The sequence below is a fragment of the Pseudomonas aestuarii genome (assembly GCF_027988105.1).
Classification (GTDB): Bacteria; Pseudomonadota; Gammaproteobacteria; order Pseudomonadales; family Pseudomonadaceae; genus Aquipseudomonas; species Aquipseudomonas aestuarii.
On sequence record NZ_JAQJZJ010000002.1, the window covers coordinates 529,533 to 548,384 of the forward strand.

Sequence of the window (18,852 nt, forward strand, 5' to 3'; positions counted from 1 at the left end):
AAAGCTGCCGGTAAAAGCTGGCGCACCTTAGCTTGAAACGGTTGTTTGAGCAAACCCCAGGCTGAATTTTGCGACAAATACGGACAATAAGGCGCCACACATTCACCTCGTAAATAAGGGCACCCCGCTACAGCAGAAACACCGTGGCCAACCCGAGAAAGAGGAAGAAGCCGCCACTATCGGTCACCGCGGTGATCATCACGCTGGCCCCCAACGCCGGGTCGCGCCCCAAGCGCACCAGGGTCATGGGAATTAGCACCCCCATCAAGGCCGCAAGCAGCAGATTCAGGGTCATGGCCGCGGTCATCACCACACCCAGCGACCAACTGCCGTACAGCATATAAGCCACCACACCAATCACCCCACCCCAGACCAGGCCATTGATCAAGGCAACGCTCAATTCCTTGCGAATCAGTCGCGCGGTATTACCGGTACTGACCTGATCCAGCGCCATGGCGCGCACGATCATGGTGATGGTCTGATTGCCCGAGTTACCACCGATGCCGGCAACGATCGGCATCAAGGCGGCCAAGGCCACCAACTTCTCGATGGAACCCTCGAACAGGCCGATGACCCGCGAGGCAATGAACGCGGTAATCAGGTTGAGGGCCAGCCAGGCCCAACGGTTGCGCAACGACTTCCAGACCGAGGCGAAGATGTCTTCCTCCTCTCGCAGACCGGCCATGTTCAGCACTTCGCTTTCGCTTTCCTCGCGAATCAGGTCGACCATCTCGTCGATGGTCAGACGACCAATCAGCTTGCCGTTCTTGTCGACCACCGGCGTTGAGATCAGGTCGTAACGCTCGAACGCCTGGGCGGCATCGTAGGCATCTTCATCCGGATGAAAACTCACCGGATCGGTCGCCATCACCTCACTGACCAGTTTGTCCGGGTCATTGACCAGCAAGCGCTTGACGGGCAGCACACCCTTGAGCACGCCGTCGTAATCGACCACGAACAACTTGTCGGTATGCCCCGGCAGCTCTTTCAGCCGCCGCAGGTAACGCAATACCACCTCAAGGCTGACATCTTCGCGGATGGTGACCATCTCGAAGTCCATCAGCGCGCCAACCTGCTCCTCCTCATAGGACAGTGCCGAACGAACCCGCTCACGCTGCTGCGCATCGAGGGTTTCCATCAACTCATGGACGACATCGCGCGGCAGTTCGGAGGCCAGATCCGCCAATTCGTCGGCATCCATCTCCTTGGCCGCCGCGAGGATCTCGTGGTCATCCATATCGGCGATCAGCGTTTCGCGCACCGCATCGGATACTTCGAGGAGAATATCGCCGTCGCGCTCGGCTTTGACCAACTGCCAGACGGTCAGACGCTCGTCCAACGGCAGCGCTTCGAGGATATGGGCGACGTCGGCGGAGTGCAGCTCATCGAGCTTGCGCTGCAACTCGGCCAGATTCTGCCGGTGCACCAGGCTTTCCACCCGGTCGTGATGCGGGCCTTCCTGACGATGCGTCAGGTCTTCGACCAGCTTATGCCGATGCAGCAACTCGACCACTTGGGCGAGGCGGTCCTGCAGGCTTTCTTGCGGCTTCTTGGCTTCTACTTCAGTCATGGCACGCTCCACCCCCAGCGGCGGCGCGCGCCAAAGAGGGTCAATCAATCAGTACGCAATTGCACAATCGAGACTCAGAGTAACTACTGGGTAAGTCCATGGTGGTGGTCCACAAGCCCCGGCGGGGCTGACGGGCAAAATGATAACACCGCTCGACGGCATTGCACGCTACAAAAAGCCGGCCCGAACAAGCCTTTACAACGCAAACTTCAGCGTTTTCAAGAACCCGTAGCTACGACGCCAGAGACACCGCTCAAGGCACCACTGGCAAAGTCGAGCTGATCGACTAGGCTTGCCACACGACCGTCAAGGAGGACGTCACGATGCATGGACTGCGCCGCGCAGCTTTCTGCGCCATCCTGTTATGCCCACTGCCCCTGATGGCCTCAACCGTGTTCCGCTGCGAAGACGGCAACGGCCATGTCACCTTCACCCTGCGAGGCTGCCCCGCCGGACACACGCTATATCTGCAGGATGCCTACAACGCCACACCAGGCAGCGGCAAACCCACCCCGCTGGCCAAATCAACCAAACCATCACGCCGCAAGGTCGCAAAAAAGACCAGCACACTGGTAGTGGTCGGCGAGCAGCAGGATGGCTGCGGCAACCTGGTTACCGGCAGCGAGCGGCGCACGGCCATCGTCAAACAGCAGATACGCAGCGGCATGAACCGCAGCGACGTGGAAAGCAGCCTGGGCACGCCGGACAGAGTCAGCAGCCAGAACGGCCAGACGCGCTATCACTACCGCGATCAGCAGGGCAACAGCCGTCAGGTCAGCTTCGATGAAAACGGCTGCGTCAGAGGCAAGCGTTGAGGACCTGCCGGATGCCCACGATAAAACAGCGACTGGGCGCAGCGCTCCAGCACTGACGTGGACCGACAAGCGGGCCGCAGCAAGATGGACCGCAACAGGGCGCCGGACAAAAACGGTAGACAAAGAAAAAGGGCCTGCATCGCTGCAGGCCCTTCTATTTGGTGCACTCAGGAGGATTCGAACCTCCGACCGCTCGGTTCGTAGCCGAGTACTCTATCCAGCTGAGCTATGAGTGCAAGTGGCGCTTTTTAACCAGATCACCGCTGGCTTGAAATACGACCCGCATCGCTGCCGATCGCCTTCAATATGGTGCACTCAGGAGGATTCGAACCTCCGACCGCTCGGTTCGTAGCCGAGTACTCTATCCAGCTGAGCTATGAGTGCACTGTCCGGCGCATTATAGGGATTCAAATTTTTCAATCAAGCTTAAATCAGATTAATTTCAACAACTTACTGATAAAGCAGACTCTACACCCTATAACACTAAATAATGGCGGAGAAGGGGGGATTCGAACCCCCGACACCCTTTTGAGATGTACTCCCTTAGCAGGGGAGCGCCTTCGGCCACTCGGCCACCTCTCCGCAACACGGGGCGCATGATATCCATATTTGCCCCGCTTGCAAAGCCAAAAATTAGATAAAAATTAGTGGCTTGGTTCTTCGTCTTTCTCTTTCTGGATGCGCTGGTAAATTTCCTCACGGTGCACAGCCACTTCCTTCGGCGCGTTAACGCCAATACGCACCTGATTGCCCTTAACGCCCAACACGGTGACAGTGACCTCGTCACCCACCATCAGGGTCTCACCGACCCGGCGAGTTAGAATCAGCATTCCTTTCTCCTCACGGATTTAAATCCAATACAACAGTCTGCAAAAAAGAAAATGGTGGCAGCCCCCCATGAATCTCAAGCGAGGCCTTCACCCAAGTATTGACTAGTGTGGGCAGAAAGAAAGTCTATCCACGCCAACCAAAAAGACAAAAGGCGCGCAGTAGTGCGCGCCTTTCGGGCGATGCCTCAGTCGCCCTGTCGGGCCGGGGCATCCAATTCAAAGGCGGTGTGCAGAGCACGCACCGCCAATTCCAGATATTTCTCCTCGATCACCACGGACACCTTGATTTCCGAGGTAGAGATCATCTGGATATTGATATTTTCCTTGGCCAGAGCCTCGAACATGCGGCTGGCAACCCCTGCATGAGAGCGCATACCGACGCCGACGATCGACACCTTGGCAATCTTGATGTCACCAATCACTTCGCGAGCGCCCAACTCACGCGCGGTATTTTCCAGCACCTGCTGCGCAGCCTGATAATCGTTGCGATGCACGGTGAAGGTGAAATCGGTGGTGTTATCGTGCGCCACGTTCTGCACGATCATGTCGACTTCGATGTTGGCGGCACTGACAGGGCCGAGAATCTTGAACGCCACGCCCGGGATGTCCGGTACGCCACGGATAGTCAGCTTGGCTTCGTCGCGGTTGAAAGCGATACCGGAGATGATCGGCTGTTCCATGGATTCCTCTTCATCAATCGTAATGAGGGTGCCCGGACCCTCCTTGAAGCTGTGCAGTACGCGCAGCGGGACGTTGTACTTGCCGGCGAACTCCACCGAGCGAATTTGTAGCACCTTGGAACCCAGGCTGGCCATTTCCAGCATTTCCTCGAAGGTGATCTTCTCCAGGCGCTGCGCCTGAGGCACCACACGCGGGTCAGTGGTGTAGACACCATCGACATCAGTATAGATCTGGCACTCGTCGGCCTTCAGTGCCGCGGCCAGGGCCACGCCCGTGGTGTCGGAGCCACCACGCCCCAGCGTGGTGATATTGCCGTGCTCGTCCACCCCCTGGAAACCGGCGACCACCACCACACGACCGGCCTTGAGGTCGGCACGCAGCTTCTGATCGTCAATCTGCAGGATCCGCGCCTTGTTGTGCGCGCTGTCGGTGAGAATACGCACCTGATTGCCGGTGTAGGACACCGCCGGCACACCACGGCGAATCAGCGCCATAGTCAACAGGGCAATGGTCACCTGCTCACCGGTGGACAACATTACGTCGAGCTCACGCGGCACCGGCTGGTCATCGCTCGCCTGTTTGGCCAGCTCGACCAACCGATTGGTTTCACCGCTCATGGCGGAAACCACGACCACGATGTCATCGCCGTTTTCGCGGAACTTCTTCACCTTCTCGGCCACCTGCTGAATCCGCTCAACAGTGCCGACGGAGGTGCCGCCAAATTTCTGTACGATCAAAGCCATTTCAAAGCCGCCTCAGCCCGTGAAGGGCGCCCATTAAACATTCAACTCAATATGCTGCCAAGGCCCACCGGGCGTAATGCGGACCCCGGTGCTTACAGACCTTGCTCGACAAAGGTGGCGGCCAGCGCCAACGCGCCATCCAGCGCACCTGCATCGGTGCCGCCGCCCTGCGCCATATCCGGACGACCGCCGCCCTTGCCACCGACTGCCGCTGCAGCCTGCTTCATCAGTTCGCCGGCCTTGAGCTTGCTTGTCAGGTCCTGGGTCACGCCGGCCACTAGCACGACCTTGTCGTCCTGCACACCGCCGAGCAGGATCACCGCGCTGCCAAGCTTGTTCTTCAACTGGTCGACCATGGCCAGCAAGGCCTTGCCATCCAGACCGTCAACCCGCGCACTGAGCACCTTGATGCCCTTGACGTCCACGGCGGAACCGGCCAGATCATTGCCGGCGGCACTGGCGGCCTTGGCCTTGAACTGCTCCAGCTCTTTTTCCAGCTGACGATTGCGCTCCAGCACGGCGATCAGTTTGTCCAGCAGATTGTCGCGGCTGCCCTTGACCAGCGCGGCGGCCTCTTTCAACTGTTCTTCGGCCGCATTCAGGTAAGCAAAAGCCGCGGCACCAGTGACGGCCTCGATACGCCGCACTCCCGCCGCCACACCGCCTTCGCTGGTGATCTTGAACAGGCCGATGTCGCCGGTACGGGATACGTGAGTGCCACCACAGAGCTCGACGGAGAAGTCACCGCCCATGCTCAGCACCCGCACCCGATCACCGTATTTCTCGCCAAACAGCGCCATGGCGCCTTTTTGCTTGGCGGTTTCGATATCGGTCTCGACCGTTTCGACCTCGCTGTTGTTGCGCACCTGGGTGTTGACGATATCTTCCAGGGCCTTCAGTTGCTCCGGCGTGATCGCCTCGAAGTGGCTGAAGTCGAAACGCAGACGCTGGCTATCGACCAGCGAGCCTTTCTGCTGCACATGCTCGCCGATCACCTGACGCAACGCGGCGTGCAGCAGGTGGGTTGCCGAATGGTTGAGCGCGGTGGCTTGACGTATGCCGGCGTCGACTTCGGCCTTGATCGCGGCACCGACGCGCAAACCGCCCCTGGCAACGATGCCGTGGTGCAGGAAAGCACCGCCGACCTTGGTCGTGTCGCGCACATCGAAACGCACGCCAGCGCTCGACTCCGTACCTTCCACAAGAAAGCCGCAGTCACCGACCTGGCCACCGGACTCGGCATAGAACGGCGTCTGATCGAGGACCACCACGCCCTCCTCGCCTTCGTTCAGGCTATCGACCGCCTGGCCATTGGCGAACAAGGCGATGATGGTGCCGCTGCCACTGGTGCCCTCGTAACCAAGGAAACGCGTGTCGCTGTCGACCTTGACCAGAGCGTTGTAATCCATGCCGAAGGCGCTGGCGGAACGGGCGCGTTCGCGCTGGGCCTGCATTTCGCGCTCGAAGCCGCTCTCGTCGAGAGTCAGACCGCGCTCGCGGGCGATATCGGCTGTCAGGTCGAAGGGGAAGCCGTAGGTGTCGTACAGCTTGAACACTGTCTCGCCGGGGATCAGCTTGCCCTTGAGCCCGACCAGATCCTGCTCGAGGATTTTCAGGCCCTGCTCCAGTGTCTTGGCGAACTGTTCCTCTTCGGTTCTCAGGACGCGCTCGATATGCGCCTGCTGCTGTTGCAGCTCGGGGAAGGCTTCGCCCATCTCGGCCACCAGGGCTGCGACTATCTGATAGAAGAAGCTGCCCTTGGCGCCCAGCTTGTTACCGTGACGACAGGCGCGTCGGACGATGCGGCGCAGCACATAACCGCGACCTTCGTTGGACGGGGTGACGCCATCGGCGATCAGGAAGCTGCAGGAGCGGATGTGGTCGGCCACCACTTTCAGCGACGCCTGGCCTTCGTTGGCGCAGCCGATGGCCCGCGCCGAGGCGTTGAGCAGGCTCTGGAACAGGTCGATCTCATAGTTCGAGTTGACGTGCTGCAGCACCGCACTGATGCGCTCCAGGCCCATGCCGGTGTCCACGCTCGGTGCCGGTAGCGGGTGCAGTACGCCGTCCGCGGTGCGGTTGAACTGCATGAACACGTTGTTCCAGATCTCGATGTAGCGGTCGCCATCTTCTTCCGCCGAGCCGGGCGGGCCACCCCAGATGTGCTCGCCGTGGTCGAAGAAGATCTCGGTGCAGGGGCCGCACGGGCCGGTATCGCCCATGGTCCAGAAGTTGTCGGAGGCGTAAGGTGCGCCTTTATTGTCGCCGATACGGATCATCCGCTCGGCCGGCATGCCGACTTCCTTGGTCCAGATGTCGAAGGCCTCGTCATCGGTGGCATAAACGGTGACCCACAGCTTGTCTTTGGGCAGGTTCAGCCAACGCTCACTGGTCAGGAATTCCCAGGCGAAGTGGATGGCATCGCGCTTGAAATAGTCGCCAAAGCTGAAGTTACCCAGCATTTCGAAGAAGGTGTGGTGACGCGCGGTGTAACCGACGTTTTCCAGATCGTTGTGCTTGCCACCGGCACGCACGCACTTCTGGCTGGTCGCTGCACGGGTGTAGGCGCGTTTTTCCAGGCCGAGGAAGCAGTCCTTGAACTGGTTCATCCCGGCATTGGTGAACAGCAGCGTCGGGTCGTTGCCCGGAATCAGGGAGCTGGAAGCGACACGGGTATGCCCCTTCTCTTCGAAGAAGCTGAGGAAGGCTTCACGGATTTCAGCGCTTTTCATAGGATCATCCACGGAAACAGGCGGCCACGGCAAAGCCGGCAAAGGGCCGCATTATATCGGCCCTTTAGCATCGGTACAGCGTGTTTATCAATAGTTAGCGGCTATCGCCCTTCTCGCCACCCAAGTCGACGCTGGACACCATCGCCCAAGCCAATGCAAGTCAGCCTGCACAATGCACTGAGCCGCCTCCAGGGCGATGAGCACGTGCGCGTTGCAGTCGGGCGCAAACCATCTTCGCCCGACTGCAGTCACGGCTGCGCTTCAGGCATTGCCCGACAGCTTGAGCCGGGCCGCCTGGGTGAAATCGAGCATGCGCTTGAGCGGTTTGATCGCCTTGGGGATCAGCGCGGGATCGACGAAGATCTCGTTGCTGCCTTCGCGCAGGCTCAGCAGGGTGCGCTCCAGGGTGTTCATCGCCATCCACGGGCAGTGTGCACAGCTGCGGCAGGCGGCACCGTTACCGGCGGTCGGCGCCTCGATGAATTCCTTGTCCGGGCACAACTGCTGCATCTTGTAGAAGATGCCGCGGTCGGTGGCGACGATGAAGGTCTTGTTCGGCAGGCGCTGGGCCGCCGCGATCAGCTGACTGGTCGAACCGACCGCATCGGCCAGGTCGATCACCGCCGTCGGCGACTCCGGATGCACCAGCACCGCAGCGTCCGGGTACAGGGCTTTCATGTCCTCGAGCTGCTTGGCCTTGAACTCCTCATGGACGATACAGGCGCCGTCCCACAGCAGCATGTCGGCACCGGTCTTGTTCTGGATGTAACGCCCCAGGTGCTGGTCCGGCGCCCAGATTATGCTTTCGCCGTTGTCCATCAGGTGTTCGACGATCTCCACCGCGCAACTGGAGGTCACCACCCAGTCGGCCCGCGCCTTCACCGCCGCCGAGGTATTGGCATACACCACCACGGTACGCTGCGGGTGCTGATCGCAGAACGCGGCGAACTCGTCCACCGGGCAACCCAGATCCAGCGAGCAGGTCGCCTCCAGGGTCGGCATCAGCACGCGCTTTTCCGGGTTGAGGATCTTGGCCGTCTCGCCCATGAATTTGACTCCGGCCACCAGCACGGTCTGCGCCGCATGCTGGTTGCCGAAACGGGCCATTTCCAGGGAGTCGGAGACGCAACCGCCGGTCTCTTCGGCCAGGGCCTGCAGCACCGGGTCGCAGTAATAGTGGGCCACCAGCACCGCATTCTGCTTTTTCAGCTCGGCGGCAATCTCGGCGCGGTAGAAGGCCTCCTGCTCGGGCGTCAGCGGCTTGGGCTGTTTGGCGTCCAGATGAGCCTGGACCAGAAGGCGTTCGGAAATCTGCGTCATGTCATCAGGTCCTGTACAGGTCGATCAGCGGGGGCTCGAGTATACCCGCCAGATTGACTATGCGAGAGCAGCCTGGACAGGCATTCGGAGGGTAAGGCGCGCAGCAACTACGAAAAATCCCGCACCCTCTAGGGCCGCAGGATTTTCATAATAGTTTGATCTTAAAGGACTTTGCAAATAGGACCAGGCGCCCCAGAGCGCACACCGGGCGCCCCCTGACAGACGAATCGCAGGGTGCGCCTGAGCCATCATTGCAGCAGGAAATCCACCACGGCCCGAGTGAAGGCTTCGTCGGCTTCGACATTGGACAGGTGCGCGGCCTGCAACTCGACCAGCTGCGCGCCAGCGATGCGCTGCTGCAGGAAGCGGCCATCGGCCGGGGTGGTCACCGGGTCGGCAGCGCCGCAGACGATCAACGTCGGCAGCTTGATCGCGCCGAGCTCCCCACGGAAATCGGCATCGCGCACTGCCGCGCAGTTGCCGGCGTAGCCTTGGGCCGAGGTGGCTGCCAGCATGGCGGTGATGCGGCTGGCCTGGGCGGCCTGGATGGCGGCGAAGCCGGGGGTGAACCAGCGCGCAATGGACGCATCGCGCAGGTCACTCATGGCCCGCTGGCCGCCTTGCAGCACGCTGTCGATGCGGCTATTCCATACTTCGTCGGTGGCAATCCTGGCCGCGGTGTTGCACAGCACCAGCTTGTCCAAGCGCTCGCCGGCATGGATGCCCAGCCACTGACCGATCAGGCCGCCCATGGACAGGCCACAGAAGTGCACCCGGGCGATATGCAGGTGATCGAGCAGGGCCAGCACGTCGCGGCCCAGCTGTTCGATGCTGTAGAAACCCGCACTGACCTGCGACTGGCCGTGACCGCGGGTGTCGTAACGCAGCACCCGAAAATGCTCGGTAAAGGTCGGCATCTGCGAGTCCCACATGCCCAAATCGGTGCCCAGGGAATTGCTCAGCAGTAGCACCGGCGCGTCGGCTGGGCCTTCGAGTTGGTAATTCAGGTCGCCAGCGGCGAGGTGGACAACAGGCACGGAAAAACTCCTACAAGTAGATGGAACTCGGTATGCGCTCAGCGGCATAGCCGCTGGTGATCAAGACTGCTGCCACGGGCTCCGGCTTGCAATGGTGCATGCCGGCGCGGGTCGACACAACGAGGTTAGCCTGCGGTGCGCAAAGCCTAGGCGGCCCCGCGGCACCCTACGATCTGGAGGCTCAGACCCGCTCGATGGCCAGCGCCAGCCCCTGACCGACACCCACGCACATGGTCGCCAAGCCGCGCTTGCCGCCGGACTTTTCCAGCTGGTGCAAGGCGGTCAGCACCAGGCGTGCGCCGCTCATGCCCAGCGGATGGCCGAGGGCGATGGCACCGCCATTGGGGTTGACCCGATCCGCGTCGTCGGCCAGGCCGAGGTCGCGGGTTACCGCCAGGCCCTGGGCGGCGAAGGCTTCGTTGAGTTCGATCACATCGAAGTCGGCGACCGCCAAACCCAGCCGCTCGCACAGCTTGCGCACCGCCGGCACCGGGCCGTAACCCATGATCCGTGGCGCCACGCCGGCGCTGGCCATACCCAGCACCCGAGCGCGCGGGGTCAAACCATGCTTTATCACCGCCTCGGCCGACGCCAGGATCAGCGCCGCCGCACCATCGTTGACCCCCGAGGCGTTGCCGGCGGTGACGGTTTTGTCCGCGCCGTTGACCGGCTTGAGTTTGCTCAGGGCCTCCAGGGTGGTTTCCGGGCGCAGGTGTTCGTCCTGATCGATGACGGTATCGCCCTTCTTGCCCTTGATCGTTACCGGGACGATTTCTTCGGCGAAGAAACCGGCCTGCTGGGCGGCAGCCGCGCGCTGCTGGCTGCGCAGGGCGAAGGCGTCCTGATCGGCGCGGCTGATGCCGAACTGGTCGGCGACGTTGTCGGCGGTCTGCGGCATGGCATCCACACCGTATTCGGCCTGCATCAGCGGGTTGATAAAGCGCCAGCCGATGGTGGTGTCCTCGATCTTCTGATTGCGCCCGTAGGCGCTGTCGGCCTTGCCCATGACATAGGGTGCGCGCGACATCGACTCGACGCCGCCGGCCATCGCCAGCTCCATCTCGCCGCTGGCGATGGCGCGGAAAGCCGTACCGACCGCGTCGAGACCTGAGGCGCACAGACGATTGAGGGTCACTCCCGGCACACTGTCCGGCAGGCCGGCCAGCAGCAGGGCCATGCGTGCGACGTTGCGGTTGTCTTCGCCGGCCTGGTTGGCGCAGCCCATAAAGACTTCGTCGACCTGGCTCAGATCGAGTTGCGGATTGCGTTCGATCAGCGCCTTGAGCGGCACGGCCGCCAGGTCGTCGGCCCGCACCGGGGCCAAGCCGCCGCCGAAGCGGCCGATGGCCGTGCGCACGGCGTCACAGATAAAGACCTCGCGGCTCATTCCTCACCTCCGGTCTGGCCGTGGGCCGCTGCGGTGCGGGCTTCCAGGGCACGCAGGGCGGTCAGCTCCACCTCGGTCGGCGCGGCGGTTTCGCCGAGATCGGCAGCGAAGCGGATCTGCCAACCGGTGGCCTCGATCACCTGTTCGCGGCTCACCCCCGGATGCAGCGCGGTGACGATGAATTCATTGCTACCGGCTTCCGGCTCCATGATGCACAGGTCGGTGATGATGCCGACCGGCCCGGCGCCGGGCAGACCAAGACGCTTACGGTGATCGCCGCCCTCGCCATGGCCAACCGAGGTGATGAAGGCCAGCTTGTCGACGAAGGTGCGGTGCGACTGCTTGAGGATGATCAGCACCTGCTTGGCGCTGCCGGCAATCTCCGGCGCGCCGCCGGCGCCGGGCAGGCGCACCTTGGGCTTGTGGTAATCACCGATCACCGTGGTGTTGATGTTGCCGAACTTGTCGACCTGGGCGGCGCCGAGGAAGCCGACATCGATGCGCCCGCCCTGCAGCCAGTAGCGGAAGATCTCGCCGGTCGGCACCACGGTGTCGGCGGTCTCGGCCAGTTCGCCGTCGCCGATCGACAACGGCAGTACGCTGGGTTTGGCGCCGATCGGGCCGGATTCGTAGATCAGCACCACGTCCGGCGAGGAGGTCAGGCGCGCCAGGTTGGCGGCCTTGGACGGCAGGCCGATGCCGACGAAGCACACCGCGCCATTTTGCAGGCGGCGCGCGGCGGCCACGGTCATCATTTCATTGGTACTGTAGGCGCTCATTATTTGCCCTCCGCGATTTTCTTCTGGAACGCTGCGAAATCCTCGGTGCCACGGATATAGGTATCGATCCAGGCCGTGAAGGTCTCGCGGTCGCGGGCGATCGGGTCCCAGGCCTGGTAGAAGCGGTTATCGCGCTCGGAGTAACCGAGGGCATAGGACGGGTGTGCGCCACCGGGCACGAGGCAGACCGCAGTCAGCGCCCAGCTCGGCAGCACGCAGGCGTTCATCGGCGCATCCAGCTCGTCGACAATTTCTTCCACGGTGACGATGCAGCGCTGGGCCGCCAGGGCCGCTTCCTTCTGTACGCCGAGAATGCCCCAGAGCAGCACGTTACCCTGGCGGTCGGCCTTCTGCGCGTGGATCACGGTGACGTCCGGACGCACGCTCGGCACTGCGGCCAGCTGCTCGCCGGTGAACGGACACTCGATGAACTTGATCCGCGGGTTGACCTTGACCAGGTCCGAACCCTGATAACCGCGCAGCACCGCGAACGGCAGATTCGACGCGCCGGCGACGTAGGCGTTGGCCATGGCCGCATGGCTGTGTTCCTCGATCTCCAGCGGCTTGGGCCAGCCCTTCTCCACCGCGTCGCGCAGGCGATGCAGGGAACCGACGCCGGGATTGCCACCCCAGGAGAACACCAGCTTCTTGGCGCAACCGGCGCCGATCAGCAGGTCATAGACCAGATCGGGGGTCATACGCACCAGGGTCAGCTCGCGCTTGTTCTGGCGGATGATCTCATGGGACGCCGCGGTCGGGATCAGGTGGGTGAAGCCTTCGAGGGCGACGGTGTCGCCGTCGTTGACGAAGCGCTGGATTGCTTCGCCAAGGGAAATTATTTCGGCCATCGGTGCTGTTCTCACTGGTTGGACAGTGCCACCGGGACAAGGTGGCGGGTGAGTCAACAGTAGGCCCCGTGACGCTGGCAAACAATCCGATAATCGACTTAACGTTCGATTATCGAACACTGCTTTACTCCGCCCGGTCGAGCAGACAGCCCAACCCTTCGGCCAGTTCGCGCTGGCGCTGCAAGCCCTGCATCACCCGGCCGACGATCTCCATGCGCGCGCGGGCACCGCTGCGTAGTGCGTGCATGGCTTCGTGAGCCGCCGCCGAGGTGCTCAGGCCGTTGCGCGCCGACTGATCGACCTGACCCAGGCCGCTGCTGGCTTCATCGGCGGCGCTTTTCAGGCCCTTGGCGATCTGCATGATCTGTTCGCTGGAGTCGTTGGCGCGCACCGCCAGGCTGCGCACCTCGTCGGCCACCACGGCAAAACCGCGACCGTGCTCGCCGGCCCGCGCCGCTTCGATGGCCGCATTCAGTGCCAGCAGGTTGGTCTGGCGGGCGATGTCCTGGATGCTGCCGACAATCGCGCCGATACGCCGCGACTGTTCGCCGAGGGTGTTGAACACCTCGCCGGTACGGCGCAGATAATCGGCCAGCTCGCTGATCGACTGGCTGGTGGCCTGGATGCTCTCGGCACTGCTACTGACCTTCTCGCCTGACTGCTGCGCCAGCTCGGTGGCGAAGTGCATATCGGCCTGGCTCTGCTCGATGGCGCGCAGCAGCTCGCCCTGATGCTGGCGCAGCGCGGGATCGAAAACCGTCTCGGGCGGCAGGCTGACGGATGCCAGCACCGGCGCTTCCAGCTGTGCCGGCGGCTGTGACCAGTCACAGTCCTGCAGCACCCGCTCGATCACCTGCGGCGGCTGGCTCAGGTAGAAAAAGCCGGCCAGCAGCCCGGTGATGACCACGCCTGCTGCCACGCCGGATATCCAGCTGTCACTGGTCAAAAAGACCAGGATCACTGCACCCAGCAGGTTGCCGGTCAGCAGCGCGCTGGCCAGATGCTTGCGCCAGGTGCTGCGGCCCATTGCTTGATCGTGCTTCATGAATGCTCTCTTCTCTCGTCAAACCAAAATAAGGCCATCCCCCGTTATGCGCTGCATGAGGAAAGCTGCTTCGCGCGTCTACCCTGCCGCGCTGCAGGAGCGAGGGGATGCCTAGCTCCCTGCCCGCGAATGCTGGCGGGGCTGGCAATTTCGCGGCCATGGGCCGCTCCTACTTGTGATCTGCGGCGCAGCCAGGGCCGGGCGCCTGGGCCGAAAACTACAGACCGATATGGGTCTGCAGGATCTCCGGTTGGCCCTTCAACTCCTGGCTGGGGCCGTCATACAGCACCCGACCCTTGACCATGATCATGCTGCGGTCGGTGAGGTCGAGCAGCACGTTGACGTGCTTGTCGACCACCAGGGTGGCGATGCCGCTGGCCTTGATCAGGCGGATCACGTCCCAGATCTCCTTGCGGATCAGCGGCGCCAGGCCCTCGGTGGCCTCGTCGAGGATCATCAGCTCGGGGTTGGTCATCAGCGCGCGGCCGATGGCGACCATCTGCTGCTCGCCGCCGGAGAGGTTGCCGGTGAGGTGGCTGAAGCGCTCGGCCAGGCGCGGAAAGGTCGCCAGCACCCGCTCCAGGTCCCAGTCGCGGCGACCGTCGAGACCGGGGCGCGCCGCCATCACCAGGCTTTCGCGCACCGTCAGGCTGGGGAACATGCCACGGCCTTCCGGCACATAGCCGATACCGCGACGGATCACCTTGTGCGCGGCGCTGCCGGTGAGGTTCTCGCCCCTGATCCGTACCTCGCCACTGCGCGGCGGAGTCAGGCCAAGCAGCGAGCGAATGGTGGTGCTCTTGCCCACGCCGTTGCGCCCGAGCAGGGCCAGGGTTTCTCCCGGGGCGATCTGCAGGTCGACGCCATGCAGCACATGGCTGTTGCCGTAGAAGGTGTGCAGGCCGCGCACCTCGACCAGCGGGGTTACCGTCGTTGTAGTGTTCATCAGAACTGCTCCTCGCCATCGCCCAGATAGGCTTCCTGCACCGCAGGGTCGTTACGCACCTGATCCAGCGGACCGCTGGCCAACATCTGCCCGTTGACCATCACGGTCAGGGTCTTGGCGATGCTGAACACCGCTTCCATGTCGTGCTCGACCAGCACCAGCGAGTACTCGCGCGACAACTCGGCGAGCAACTCGACCACTCGGCTCGACTCTTCCTTGCCCATCCCGGCCATCGGTTCATCCAGCAACAGGAAGCTCGGCTCGGTGGCCAGCACCATGCCGACTTCCAGTTGGCGCTGCTCGCCATAGCTCATGGAACTGGCAGTGCTATGCCCCTTGCTGCTCAGGCCGCAGGCCTCCAGGGCCTGCTCGGCACGCTCGCGCACCAGCGGGTAGCGCTCGCTGCGCCGGAAGAAGCGGAACGAGTTCTTCATTCGCGACTGCGCGGCGAGCATGCAGTTTTCCAGGCAACTGAAGCTGGGGAAGATATTGGTGCGCTGGAAGCTGCGCCCGACACCCAGGTGCGAGACCTTGTTCGGTGCCAGGCCGGTGATGTCCTGGCCATTGAAGATCACCTGACCACTGCTGGGACGCAGGTGGCCGGAGAGCAGGTTGACCATGGTGCTCTTGCCGGCGCCGTTGGGGCCGATGATCGCGTGGATCTCACGGGGCGCGACTTGCAGGCTGATGTCGCTGACGGCGCGCAAACCACCGAAGGTTTTGCTCAGGCCACGGGTTTCCAGAATCAATCCGCTCATTGCTCGGCCTCCTGCTGGCTCACCCGGGGAAGTTTCACCGCGGAGGTTTTAGTGGGTTTGCGCGCGGCCAGTTGCAGCAACAGGCCGGCGATCCCGCGCGGCAGCAACAGCACCATGCAGATCACCACCACGCCCATCGGCAATTCCCAATGCGGGGTCAGGCTGGCGAACCAGTGATGCAGGCCCTCGAAGGCGAAGGCGCCGAGAATCGGCCCGAACAAGGTGCCCATGCCGCCGAGAATCACCATCACCAGGATATGCGCCGACATCTGCCAGCTCAGTTGGCCAGGGCTGACGAAGCCGTACTGGGTGGCCGAGAGCATGCCGGCGTAACCGGCAATGGTGCCGGCGATGACGAACGCCGCCAGCTTGTAGAACAGCGGGTTGTAGCCCATGGCGCGGACCCGTTGCTCGTTCTCCTTGATGCCCAGCAGGACCCGGCCGAACGGCGCACGCAGGAAGGTGCGCAGCAGCACGAACAACAGCCCCAAGGACGCCAGCACCACATAGAACAAGCTGGTGCGATTATCCAGGTCGAGCAGCTGCACCCCGCCGATGGCGACCACCGGTTTCATGAACAGGTAGGCGCCGTCCGAACCGCCGGCAAAGGACGCATCGTGGAACAGGTAATAGAGCATCTGCGAGAAGGCGATGGTGACCATGATGAAGAAGATCCCCGAGGTGCGGATGATCAGTACCCCCATCAGCAGTGCGGCCAGGGCGGTGATGCCCAGGCACACCGGCAAGGCGACCCAGATGCTCACCGCCTCATACTCAGGGGCGAACAGCACCAGGGCATAACCGGCCATGCCGAAGAAGGCTGCCGAGGCCAGGCTGACCATGCCGCTGACGCCGACCAGCAGGTCGAGGCCCAGGGCGACAATGGCCAGGATCATGATGCTGGTCAGTTGCTGGAGGAAGAAGTCGTGCTTTTCACCGGCCAGGCCGGCACCGAACAGCGGATAGGCGGCCATCAGCAGCAGCAACGCCATAAGCAACAACTGGATCGGGCGAGGTAATGCGTGCATAAGAAATTCCCCGAGACGGTAATTAGGCGAACAGCCCGCGCGGCTTGAACAACAGCACCACGGCCATCAGTACATACACGGCCATGCCGGCGTATTGCGGCACCAGCACCGCGCCCCAGGTGGCGGTCAGGCCCACCAGCAAGGCGCCGAGAAAGGCCCCGCGAATCGAGCCCAGGCCGCCGATGACCACCACCACGAAGGCGATGATCAGGATCTGGTTGCCCATGCCGGGATAGACCGACGACACCGGCGCGGCGATCATCCCGGCGAACGCCGTCAGCGCCGCGCCAGCGGCGAACACCAGGGTGTAGATCAGGCGGATATCGATGCCCAGGCACTGGACCATCTCGCGGTTACTCGAGCCGCCGCGAATGAGCATGCCCAGCCGGGTGCGTTGCAGGACCAGGTACATGGCCAGGGCGATCACCGCGCAGACCGCGGAAATGAACAGGCGGTACACCGGGTAGTCGAGGGTTTCGGTCAGCTGGATCGAGCCGCTGAGCAGTTCCGGGATGGCCACGCTGTGCACGTCATTGCCCCAGATGATGCTGCGCAGCGAGTCGATCACCATGATCAGGCCGAACGTCATCAGCACCTGGTCGAGGTGGTCACGTCGGTACAGCGCCTGGATCAGGAAGCGCTCGATCAGCACCCCAAGCAGCGCCGCCAGGGGCACGCCGATGAGGATGGCGAGAAACAGATCGCCGACCAGTCCGGTCAACCAGTACACCAGGTAGGCGCCGACCATGTAGAGCGCGCCGTGGGCCAGGTTGATGATGTGCATGATGCCAAAGATCAGGGTCAGACCGCTGGCGATGAGAAACAGCAGCAGGCCGTACTGCAGACCGTTCATGGTCTGGATGAGAATGGTGGAAACTTCCATCGTGCATACCAAGGTCAGGAATGAGACAGGCCCGCCCCCTGGCCACGGTTGGTCGGCACAGCGGGTCGATTGTTTCGGGCTAAACCAGGCGAAGGCTCCAGAGCAGGCGTTGCGACGGGTCATAGCCGGCTATGACCAGGTGCATCAACGCGGTATCCAGAGTTCGCCAAGCCAACTCGATGCAAGCAACCCGCTCCACCGGCCAGCCGCTGGCGGCCAGGGCGCGGGAATAACGCTGCGGGCTAGAGCTTGCAGCCACGCGCAGGATCGGCCAACGCCGTCGCGGCGGTGCTGACCACCACATTGGCGCCGTCACGCACCTCGCGCAGGTAAACGTTCTGCACCGGGTTGTGCGCCTTGGAAAAACTCCACGCGCCTCGCGGGCTGTCGATCCTGGCGTCGGCCATGGCCGCATTCCAGGCAGCTCGGTCCTGGGTATTGCCACTCACCTTGGTCAGCGACTGGGCCAGCAGCAGGCCGCTGTCGTAGCCCTGCACCGCGTAGATGTCGGCCTCTTTACCGAACTTCTGCCGGTAGTCCGCGCGAAACTTGTTGTTCTGCGGGGTATCCAGGCTGTCGGCGTAATGCAGGGTGGTCAGCACGCCGGTGGCCGCTGCGCCTTGGGCCTGCAAGGTGCCCTCGGTGAGGAAGCCCGAGCCGAGCAGCGGGATCTTGCCCTGCAGGCCGGCCGCGGCGTAATCCTGAACGAACTTGGCCGCGCCACCGCCGGCGAAGAACACGAACACCGCATCGGGCTTGAGCGCGGCGATTTCGGTCAGTTGCGACTGGAATTCCACGTCAGGAAACGGCACGTAGATTTCCTTGCTGACCGTGCCACCGGCCTGCTCGAAACCTTCCTTGAAGCCTTCCACCGACTCGGTGCCAAAACCATAACGCCAGGCCACGGTGACGATGTTCTTGTAGCCCTTGTCCGCCGCCACCTGGCCCATCGGGTAGGCGGTCTGCCAGGAGGTGAAGGAGGTGCGGAAGATGTTCGACGCGCACAACGGGCCGGTGGCCGCGTTGAAGCCGGCGTTGGGGATGATCAGCGGCACGCCGGTTTCGCGGGCGACCTTGACCGCGCCCATGCCGACACCGGAGTGCACCGGGCCGACCACCACGTCGACCTGGGAGCCGGCAATCAGCTTCTGCATATTCGGCACCGCCTTACCGGGGTTGGCCTCGCTGTCGACCACCACGTATTCGACCGGACGACCGCCGAGGTTGCCGCCCTGCTGCTCGATGGCCAGTTTCATGCCGTTGGTCGTGGCCTCGCCGAGGGCGGCGAAGGTCCCGGTGTAGGGCAGCAGCAAGCCGACTTTTACCGGCTCGGCCGCCAGGGCCAGGCTGCTCATGGAGGCACTCAGGGCCAACGCCAGGGCGCTGGCGGTGAAGGTGGAACGGAACGAGCAAGGCATCTTGTTTTTGTTGTGCATTGTTATCTCCAGCG

The 18,852-nt window shown here is 62.8% G+C and carries 16 protein-coding genes, 3 tRNA genes and 1 pseudogene; 1 reads left to right on the forward strand and 19 read right to left on the reverse strand.

Annotated elements, in window-relative coordinates; all coding sequences use genetic code 11:
* Positions 1-127: 127 nt before the first annotated feature.
* Positions 128-1,570, reverse strand: coding sequence for a magnesium transporter (mgtE, locus tag PH586_RS06330; RefSeq protein WP_271346912.1), 1,443 nt, complete (start codon positions 1,568-1,570; stop codon positions 128-130).
* Positions 1,571-1,893: 323 nt separating this feature from the next.
* Here mgtE and bamE point away from each other — a divergent pair, with 323 nt between their 5' ends.
* A complete protein-coding gene (gene bamE, locus PH586_RS06335) occupies positions 1,894-2,385 on the forward strand; it encodes an outer membrane protein assembly factor BamE domain-containing protein (RefSeq protein ID WP_271346913.1) in 492 nt (163 codons plus the stop codon).
* Between the two features lie 159 nt (positions 2,386-2,544).
* Here bamE and PH586_RS06340 read toward each other — a convergent pair.
* From PH586_RS06340 to PH586_RS06425, 18 genes and pseudogenes are all read right to left on the reverse strand, one after another.
* A tRNA-Arg gene (locus PH586_RS06340) sits at positions 2,545-2,621 on the reverse strand.
* Between the two features lie 71 nt (positions 2,622-2,692).
* A tRNA-Arg gene (locus PH586_RS06345) sits at positions 2,693-2,769 on the reverse strand.
* Positions 2,770-2,876: 107 nt separating this feature from the next.
* Positions 2,877-2,967, reverse strand: a tRNA-Ser gene (locus tag PH586_RS06350).
* A 62-nt stretch (positions 2,968-3,029) separates the two neighbouring features.
* The gene (gene csrA, locus PH586_RS06355; RefSeq protein ID WP_010490393.1) at positions 3,030-3,215 is read right to left on the reverse strand and encodes a carbon storage regulator CsrA; all 186 of its coding nucleotides are present in this window, start codon (positions 3,213-3,215) and stop codon (positions 3,030-3,032) included.
* 185 nt (positions 3,216-3,400) lie between these two features.
* A complete protein-coding gene (locus PH586_RS06360) occupies positions 3,401-4,639 on the reverse strand; it encodes an aspartate kinase (RefSeq protein WP_238041772.1) in 1,239 nt (412 codons plus the stop codon).
* A 92-nt stretch (positions 4,640-4,731) separates the two neighbouring features.
* The gene (gene alaS / locus PH586_RS06365; protein ID WP_271346914.1) at positions 4,732-7,371 is read right to left on the reverse strand and encodes an alanine--tRNA ligase; all 2,640 of its coding nucleotides are present in this window, start codon (positions 7,369-7,371) and stop codon (positions 4,732-4,734) included.
* Positions 7,372-7,632: 261 nt separating this feature from the next.
* Entirely contained in the window at positions 7,633-8,691 is a 1,059-nt protein-coding gene (nadA, locus tag PH586_RS06370; RefSeq protein WP_271346915.1) for a quinolinate synthase NadA, read from the reverse strand.
* Between the two features lie 248 nt (positions 8,692-8,939).
* Entirely contained in the window at positions 8,940-9,728 is a 789-nt protein-coding gene (gene pcaD, locus PH586_RS06375; RefSeq protein WP_271346916.1) for a 3-oxoadipate enol-lactonase, read from the reverse strand.
* 181 nt (positions 9,729-9,909) lie between these two features.
* Positions 9,910-11,115 (reverse strand): 3-oxoadipyl-CoA thiolase, encoded by a 1,206-nt coding sequence (pcaF, locus tag PH586_RS06380; RefSeq protein WP_271346917.1) that lies wholly within the window; start codon positions 11,113-11,115, stop codon positions 9,910-9,912.
* Entirely contained in the window at positions 11,112-11,894 is a 783-nt protein-coding gene (locus tag PH586_RS06385) for a CoA-transferase subunit beta (protein WP_271346918.1), read from the reverse strand. The genes pcaF and PH586_RS06385 overlap by 4 nt, the downstream gene beginning before the upstream one ends.
* On the reverse strand, positions 11,894-12,742 hold the full coding sequence (locus PH586_RS06390; RefSeq protein ID WP_271346919.1) for a CoA transferase subunit A: 849 nt from the start codon (positions 12,740-12,742) through the stop codon (positions 11,894-11,896). The genes PH586_RS06385 and PH586_RS06390 overlap by 1 nt, the downstream gene beginning before the upstream one ends.
* Positions 12,743-12,866: 124 nt before the next feature.
* Positions 12,867-13,253: pseudogene (locus tag PH586_RS23670) on the reverse strand (methyl-accepting chemotaxis protein); the annotation flags it as partial.
* A 751-nt stretch (positions 13,254-14,004) separates the two neighbouring features.
* Positions 14,005-14,733, reverse strand: coding sequence for an ABC transporter ATP-binding protein (locus tag PH586_RS06400; protein WP_271346921.1), 729 nt, complete (start codon positions 14,731-14,733; stop codon positions 14,005-14,007).
* A complete protein-coding gene (locus tag PH586_RS06405) occupies positions 14,733-15,491 on the reverse strand; it encodes an ABC transporter ATP-binding protein (RefSeq protein ID WP_271346922.1) in 759 nt (252 codons plus the stop codon). Before PH586_RS06405 ends, PH586_RS06400 begins: the two co-directional genes overlap by 1 nt.
* Entirely contained in the window at positions 15,488-16,519 is a 1,032-nt protein-coding gene (locus tag PH586_RS06410) for a branched-chain amino acid ABC transporter permease (protein ID WP_271346923.1), read from the reverse strand. The genes PH586_RS06405 and PH586_RS06410 overlap by 4 nt, the downstream gene beginning before the upstream one ends.
* Before the next feature lie 22 nt (positions 16,520-16,541).
* Entirely contained in the window at positions 16,542-17,402 is an 861-nt protein-coding gene (locus PH586_RS06415) for a branched-chain amino acid ABC transporter permease (protein WP_271346924.1), read from the reverse strand.
* A 79-nt stretch (positions 17,403-17,481) separates the two neighbouring features.
* On the reverse strand, positions 17,482-17,661 hold the full coding sequence (locus PH586_RS06420; RefSeq protein ID WP_271346925.1) for a hypothetical protein: 180 nt from the start codon (positions 17,659-17,661) through the stop codon (positions 17,482-17,484).
* Positions 17,645-18,838, reverse strand: coding sequence for an ABC transporter substrate-binding protein (locus PH586_RS06425; protein WP_271346926.1), 1,194 nt, complete (start codon positions 18,836-18,838; stop codon positions 17,645-17,647). The genes PH586_RS06420 and PH586_RS06425 overlap by 17 nt, the downstream gene beginning before the upstream one ends.
* Positions 18,839-18,852: the final 14 nt, after the last annotated feature.

Excerpts from the sequence above, each read along its gene's own strand:
- mgtE (WP_271346912.1), bottom strand. The coding sequence starts at position 1,570 with ATGACTGAAGTAGAAGCCAAGAAGCCGCAAGAAAGCCTGCAGGACCGC.
- bamE (WP_271346913.1), top strand. The coding sequence starts at position 1,894 with ATGCATGGACTGCGCCGCGCAGCTTTCTGCGCCATCCTGTTATGCCCA.
- csrA (WP_010490393.1), bottom strand. The coding sequence starts at position 3,215 with ATGCTGATTCTAACTCGCCGGGTCGGTGAGACCCTGATGGTGGGTGAC.
- PH586_RS06360 (WP_238041772.1), bottom strand. The coding sequence starts at position 4,639 with ATGGCTTTGATCGTACAGAAATTTGGCGGCACCTCCGTCGGCACTGTT.
- alaS (WP_271346914.1), bottom strand. The coding sequence starts at position 7,371 with ATGAAAAGCGCTGAAATCCGTGAAGCCTTCCTCAGCTTCTTCGAAGAG.
- nadA (WP_271346915.1), bottom strand. The coding sequence starts at position 8,691 with ATGACGCAGATTTCCGAACGCCTTCTGGTCCAGGCTCATCTGGACGCC.
- pcaF (WP_271346917.1), bottom strand. The coding sequence starts at position 11,115 with ATGAGCCGCGAGGTCTTTATCTGTGACGCCGTGCGCACGGCCATCGGC.
- PH586_RS06385 (WP_271346918.1), bottom strand. The coding sequence starts at position 11,894 with ATGAGCGCCTACAGTACCAATGAAATGATGACCGTGGCCGCCGCGCGC.
- PH586_RS06390 (WP_271346919.1), bottom strand. The coding sequence starts at position 12,742 with ATGGCCGAAATAATTTCCCTTGGCGAAGCAATCCAGCGCTTCGTCAAC.
- PH586_RS06400 (WP_271346921.1), bottom strand. The coding sequence starts at position 14,733 with ATGAACACTACAACGACGGTAACCCCGCTGGTCGAGGTGCGCGGCCTG.
- PH586_RS06405 (WP_271346922.1), bottom strand. The coding sequence starts at position 15,491 with ATGAGCGGATTGATTCTGGAAACCCGTGGCCTGAGCAAAACCTTCGGT.
- PH586_RS06410 (WP_271346923.1), bottom strand. The coding sequence starts at position 16,519 with ATGCACGCATTACCTCGCCCGATCCAGTTGTTGCTTATGGCGTTGCTG.
- PH586_RS06415 (WP_271346924.1), bottom strand. The coding sequence starts at position 17,402 with ATGGAAGTTTCCACCATTCTCATCCAGACCATGAACGGTCTGCAGTAC.
- PH586_RS06425 (WP_271346926.1), bottom strand. The coding sequence starts at position 18,838 with ATGCACAACAAAAACAAGATGCCTTGCTCGTTCCGTTCCACCTTCACC.